At 60.3% G+C, this 6,104-nt stretch carries 6 protein-coding genes; 4 read left to right on the top strand and 2 right to left on the bottom strand.

What is annotated here, in order from left to right; translation table 11 throughout:
* Window positions 1-10: 10 nt before the first annotated feature.
* Complete coding sequence (locus NA619_RS23290) at window positions 11-898, bottom strand: lysophospholipid acyltransferase (protein ID WP_255964189.1); 888 nt, start codon at window positions 896-898, stop codon at window positions 11-13.
* 65 nt (window positions 899-963) lie between these two features.
* Window positions 964-1,536: a DNA-3-methyladenine glycosylase I gene (locus tag NA619_RS23295; RefSeq protein ID WP_255964190.1), complete on the bottom strand. Its 573-nt coding sequence runs from the start codon at window positions 1,534-1,536 to the stop codon at window positions 964-966.
* Window positions 1,537-1,673: 137 nt separating this feature from the next.
* Between NA619_RS23295 and glyQ the strand changes: the two genes are divergently transcribed.
* The 4 genes from glyQ to NA619_RS23315 are packed head-to-tail and all read left to right on the top strand — an operon-like array spanning window position 1,674 to window position 5,953.
* Window positions 1,674-2,621, top strand: a complete 948-nt coding sequence (glyQ, locus tag NA619_RS23300) for a glycine--tRNA ligase subunit alpha (protein WP_255964192.1) — start codon at window positions 1,674-1,676, stop codon at window positions 2,619-2,621.
* Window positions 2,618-4,672, top strand: a complete 2,055-nt coding sequence (gene glyS / locus NA619_RS23305; protein WP_255964194.1) for a glycine--tRNA ligase subunit beta — start codon at window positions 2,618-2,620, stop codon at window positions 4,670-4,672. Before glyQ ends, glyS begins: the two co-directional genes overlap by 4 nt.
* A 4-nt stretch (window positions 4,673-4,676) precedes the next feature.
* Complete coding sequence (gmhB, locus tag NA619_RS23310) at window positions 4,677-5,219, top strand: D-glycero-beta-D-manno-heptose 1,7-bisphosphate 7-phosphatase (RefSeq protein WP_255964196.1); 543 nt, start codon at window positions 4,677-4,679, stop codon at window positions 5,217-5,219.
* Window positions 5,216-5,953 carry a lysophospholipid acyltransferase family protein gene (locus NA619_RS23315; RefSeq protein WP_255964197.1) on the top strand — a complete coding sequence of 246 codons (738 nt, stop codon included), beginning with the start codon at window positions 5,216-5,218 and terminating at the stop codon, window positions 5,951-5,953. Before gmhB ends, NA619_RS23315 begins: the two co-directional genes overlap by 4 nt.
* Window positions 5,954-6,104: the final 151 nt, after the last annotated feature.

Below are 6,104 nucleotides of genomic sequence, written 5' to 3' on the forward strand. Positions count from 1 at the left end.
TTAACTGTGGTCAGTACCAACGCTTTTCGCCGGGCGGACGCTTCTTGAAGCGCTTCATCGTCCACATGTACTGGCTTGGCCAAGTGCGCACGTAGCGCTCGACGACTCCACTCATGGCCGCAACCGCGACCTCGACGTCCTCGTCATACATAGCCGGCGGTGCCGCTTCGAGTATCACCTTGTAGCCCGAACCGTCATCCAGACGCAACGCGTGAAGAAAGACGCCAACCGCCTTACCGCCTGTCAACATGCCGGGCACGAACTTACTGGTCAGCGCCTGAGTGCCGAGGAAAGGCACGAAAACGCCTGCGCCCTCGCTGGGCTCCGGATCAGCCGGAATCCCCACGGCGCCACCTTTACGCACTTCCTTGATCACGCTGATGATACCCTCGCGAGTCGAGGGCGCGACCTTGTTGCCGAGTTGTACACGCTGACGCTGCAGAAGATCGTCCACAGCCTTGAGCTTTGGCGGCCGGTAAAAAATGATCGGCTTGCACTGCGCGCAGTAGAAATGATTGAGCACTTCCCAGTTGCCAAGATGGCTGGTGATTCCGACGACCCCCTTGCCGGATGCCAGGGCCTGTTCCAGTACCTCGAGCCCTTCCACTTCCTTGACCAGGCGTAACGTCTTGTCCGCCGGCCATATCCAGGCACAGGCGCTCTCAGTGAAGGTCTTGCCGATCTGCCGCAAACTCGTCCCGAGCAGCCGATCCACCTCTTCAGCATTCAGCTCCGGAAAGCATTTGGTCAGATTGGTACGGGCCACCTCGCGAGAGCGATTGGGCAGCTTCCACATCAACCATCCAATGAGACCACCCAGGGTCTGCACTGCGCGCCAGGGCAGCAGGGCGAACAGCCGGAGAAAGCCGACCACCAGGGCACCTTTGAACTTGTCCAAGGATCTCTCCCGAAAAATCAAAGGCGCTAGTGTAACTGCTTAGCGGGCTGAGCTACTCGTCCCGGTCATGGCACGGGGCTGGCTTCGCTGCGGGCAAGGACCTGATACCGCTCACAATCGATGGTGTGGTCCATGACCATGCCGCACGCCTGCATGAAGGCGTAGCAGATGGTCGGGCCGACAAAGCCAAAGCCGGCCTTTTTCAAGGCACGGCTCATGGCTTGTGCTTCGACCGTAACGGCCGGAACCTGAGCGATCGACTCGAAGTGATTGATCTTCGGCTCGCCCCCTACGAACGACCACAACCAGCCGGCCGGGTCTTCCAGTTCAAGCCATAGCTGGGCGTTGCGGCGGGCGGCCTCGAGCTTACGACGGTTGCGGATGATGCCCGGATCGAGCATGCGTTCTTCGATCTCGACATCGGTCATCCGCGCCAGACGCGCGGGATCGAACCCGAACAGCACCTGGCGATAACGCTCGCGCTTGCGCAGCACGGTGATCCAGGACAGGCCAGCCTGGGCGCCTTCGAGAATCAGGAATTCGAACAGGACCCCGGGATCGCGAACAGGTACGCCCCACTCGGTATCGTGATAATCGACATACAACGGGTCCTCACTGCACCAGGCGCAACGCGGCATTTGGTTTAATCCTTGAGCGGGCGAAGGGGGATCGGAACCGACGCGGTGCCACTGCTGCAGAGCACGGGCAGCCACGGGTTGCAGCCGTTATCGGGTATACTCCGGGGCTTTCTGTCGAAGCCAGCACAGGTGAAATTTTGACCCAGCCTACGCCTGCCGTGCGCACCTTCCAAGACCTGATCCTCGCCCTGCAAAACTACTGGGCAGAGCAGGGGTGCGTCGTTCTGCAACCCTATGACATGGAGGTGGGTGCCGGTACGTTCCACACGGCCACGTTTTTGCGTTCCATTGGTCCGGAGACCTGGAACGCTGCCTATGTGCAGCCTTCACGCCGTCCAACCGATGGCCGCTATGGCGAGAACCCTAACCGCCTGCAGCACTACTATCAGTTCCAGGTGGTACTCAAGCCCAACCCGGAAAACTTCCAGGAGCTTTACCTCGAGTCGCTGCGCCGCATTGGCGTGGATCCCCTGGTGCATGACGTCCGTTTCGTCGAGGACAACTGGGAATCGCCCACACTGGGCGCCTGGGGTCTGGGCTGGGAAGTCTGGCTGAATGGGATGGAAGTCACCCAGTTCACCTACTTCCAGCAGGTAGGCGGCATCGAGTGCTATCCGGTTACGGGTGAGATCACCTATGGCCTCGAGCGTCTGGCCATGTACCTGCAGGGTGTGGATTCGGTTTATGACCTGATCTGGACCGATGGCCCGTTTGGCAAAGTTACCTATGGCGACGTGTTTCACCAGAACGAAGTCGAGCAGTCCACGTACAACTTCGAGCATGCCAACGTCGAAAAGCTTTTCGAGCTGTTCGATTTCTATGAGTCCGAGGCCAACCGCCTGATCGAGCTGGAGCTGCCCCTGCCCACCTACGAAATGGTGTTGAAGGCCTCGCACACCTTCAACCTGCTCGATGCGCGCCGCGCCATATCGGTCACGGCCCGTCAGCAGTACATCCTGCGCGTACGCGCACTGGCTCGCTCCGTCGCACAGAGTTACCTGCAGGCGCGCGCCAAGCTGGGCTTCCCGATGGCGACACCCGACCTGCGTGACGAAGTACTGGCCAAGCTGGAGGCTGCGGAATGAGTGCATTGGATTTTCTGGTTGAGCTCGGCACCGAAGAGCTGCCACCCAAAGCGCTGGGCAAGCTTTCCGACGCGTTTCGTTCCGGCATCGAAAAGGGCTTGAAGGAAGCCGGCCTCGCGCATGGTCGGGTACAGGCATTTGCTGCGCCGCGGCGCCTAGCGGTGCTGATCGAGCAGCTCGATACTGAGCAGCCTGATCGCAGCATCAACCTCGATGGCCCGCCCCTGCAGGCCGCGTTCGACGCCGAAGGCGAACCTACTCAAGCAGCGCTGGGCTTTGCCCGCAAGTGCGGTGTGGATCTGGCGGAGATCGATCGCAGCGGCCCGAAACTGCGCTACAGCCGTTCGATTCCCGGCCAGCTGACTGCCACGCTGTTGCCGACCATCGTCGAGACCTCCCTCAATGACCTGCCGATCCCCAAACGCATGCGTTGGGCGGCGCGCAAAGAAGAGTTCGTTCGGCCGACCCAGTGGCTTGTCATGCTGTTCGGCGACCAGGTCATCGATTGCACCATCCTCACTCAGCGCGCCGGTCGCGAATCCCGCGGCCATCGTTTCCACAGCCCGAGCGCAGTGCGGATTTCCAAGCCAGCCAGCTATCTGGAAGACCTGCGTGGCGCCCACGTGATTGCCGACTTCGCCGAGCGCCGCGAACTGATCGCCAAGCGTGTCGAGCAGCTGGCCGGCGAGCAGAACGGCAGCGCCATCGTCCCTCCAGCATTGTTGGATGAGGTCACTGCGCTGGTCGAATGGCCAGTGCCACTGGTGTGCTCCTTCGAGGAACGCTTTCTGGAAGTCCCTCAGGAAGCGCTCATCATCACCATGCAGGACAATCAGAAGTACTTCTGCCTGCTCGACAGTAACGGCAAGCTGCTGCCGCGCTTCATCACCGTTGCCAACATCGAATCACGGGATCCGTCTCAGATCGTTGCGGGTAACGAGAAAGTGGTGCGCCCACGCCTGACTGACGCGGAATTCTTCTTCAAGCAGGACAAGAAGCAGGCGCTCGAAAGCTTCAACGATCGATTGAAAAATGTCATATTCCAGGCGCAGCTGGGCACCGTTTATGACAAAGCGGTGCGCGTATCCAGGGTTGCGTCCTTCATCGCCGAGCGCACCGGAGGCAACGCACAGTGGGCCGCACGCGCCGGCCTCTTGAGCAAATGCGATCTGGCCACCGAAATGGTCGGCGAGTTTCCTGAGATGCAAGGCGTCGCCGGTTACTACTATGCCTTGAACGACGGCGAGCCCGCTGATGTGGCATCGGCGCTCAACGAGCAGTACATGCCGCGTGGTGCAGGCGCAGAGCTGCCCGCCACCAACACCGGAGCGATCCTCGCGGTCGCCGACAAGCTCGACACCCTGGTCGGCATCTTCGGCATCGGCATGTTGCCGACCGGCAGCAAGGACCCCTACGCACTTCGCCGTGCTGCGCTGGGCATCCTGCGCATTCTTATCGAGAAGCAGCTGGATCTGGATCTGGTGGAAGCGGTGCGCTTCTCCATTAGCCAGTTCGGTAATCAGGTCAAGACTCAGGGCCTGGCTGATCAGGTGTTGGAATTCATCTTTGATCGCCTTCGCGCGCGCTATGAAGATGAAGGCGTCGAAGTAGCGGCCTATCTCGCTGTCCGTGCGGTCCAGCCTGGATCTGCACTGGACTTCGATCAGCGCGTTCAAGCCGTGCAGGCGTTCCGCAAGCTGCCGGAGGCCGAGGCACTGGCGGCGGCGAACAAGCGTGTGTCCAACCTGTTGAGCAAGTTCGAGGCAAAGCTGCCCGAGGCTATCGAACCACGCTATTTCGACAATGCTACCGAGTTCTCGCTGTACTCGGCCTTGCAACAGGCCGAACAGGCTGTCCAGCCGCTGGCAGCCTCGCGTCAGTATCGCGAAGCGCTTGAGCGCCTCGCGCATCTACGCGGCCCGGTGGATGCCTTTTTCGAGGCGGTAATGGTCAATGCCGAAGACGCTTCGGTACGTGCCAACCGCTATGCCTTGCTTGCCCGGTTGAGAGGACTGTTCCTTGGCGTTGCCGATATTTCCGCACTTGGCTAAGCCGGTGAAACTGATAGTGCTCGACCGCGACGGCGTCATCAACGAAGACTCCGACGCCTTCGTGAAGACCCCGGATGAATGGATTCCGATCCCGGGGTCGCTCGGAGCGGTAGCGCGTCTGTGCGAGGCGGGCTGGACGGTGGCGGTTGCCACCAACCAGTCCGGACTGGCGCGCGGGCTGTTCGATCCCATGACGCTCGACGACATGCATTTCAAGATGCAGCGATTGGCAATGGAAGAGGGCGGCCGCTTCGATCTGATCGTGCACTGCCCGCATGGTCCGGATGACGGCTGTGGCTGCCGTAAGCCGCTGCCCGGGCTGTTTCGGCAGATCGCCAACCACTTTCATCTGGAACACCTCCAGGGCGTGCCAGTAGTAGGGGACAGCCTTCGCGATCTGGAAGCCGGCATACAGCTCGGTGCAGTGCCTCTTCTGGTGCGTACCGGCAAAGGTCTGAAGACCGAGAAAGGCGCGCTACCCCCGGGTACGCTGGTGTTCGATGACCTTGCTGCGGTGGCCGAACACCTGTTGGGAGCGGTGGAATGAAGGCGTTGTTGCCAGTACGTGTCCTGCTGTTCTACCTATTGCTGGCATTCACGGCCTTTGCCTGGTGCCTGATCAGCCTGATCTTTGCGCCGTTCATGTCATTTCGTAAGCGCTACCGCTTCGTTGTCCAGACCTGGTGCAAGAGTGCAATCTGGCTGGCCAAGACGGTGGTCGGTCTGCGCTATGAAGTTAGAGGGCAAGAGAACATTCCCGACAAGCCCTGCGTGATTCTGTCCAAACACCAGAGCACGTGGGAGACATTCTTCCTCTCTGCGTACTTTGAACCGCTGAGTCAGGTCCTCAAGCGAGAGTTGCTCTATGTGCCGTTCTTCGGCTGGGCAATCATGCTCCTCAAGCCCATCGCCATCGACCGTGAAAACCCGAAGGCAGCGCTGCGTCAAGTTGCCAAACAGGGTCAGGAGCGGTTGGAGCAGGGCGCCTGGGTGCTGATATTTCCAGAGGGTACACGTGTGCCGGTCGGCCAGACTGGAAAGTTCTCACGTAGCGGTGCCTCGCTCGCGGCGAATGCCAAGCTGCCGGTGCTGCCCATCGCTCACAATGCCGGGATGTATTGGCCGAAGTCTGGCTGGGGTAAAAAGCCTGGGACGATCAAGGTCGTGATTGGCCCACCCATGCACGCCGAAACCGAAGGACCTCGTGCGGTAGCCGAGCTCAATCAGCGCGCCGAGGACTGGGTGAACGCGCAGGTTAAACAATTGGAAATAAGCGGCTAACATGTAGGCAGAGTTCATCGATTACAGGCCGCAAAAAAGGGGAGCAGACTAAGTCTGCTCCCCTTTTTCATTACCGCCTCGCTCAATCTTCTACTGAGCTGCGGATCAGGTGGTCGAACGCGCTCAGCGAGGCCTTGGCACCCTCCCCGAC

It is taken from the genome of Stutzerimonas stutzeri (genome assembly GCF_024448895.1).
GTDB lineage: Bacteria > Pseudomonadota > Gammaproteobacteria > Pseudomonadales > Pseudomonadaceae > Stutzerimonas > Stutzerimonas stutzeri_Q.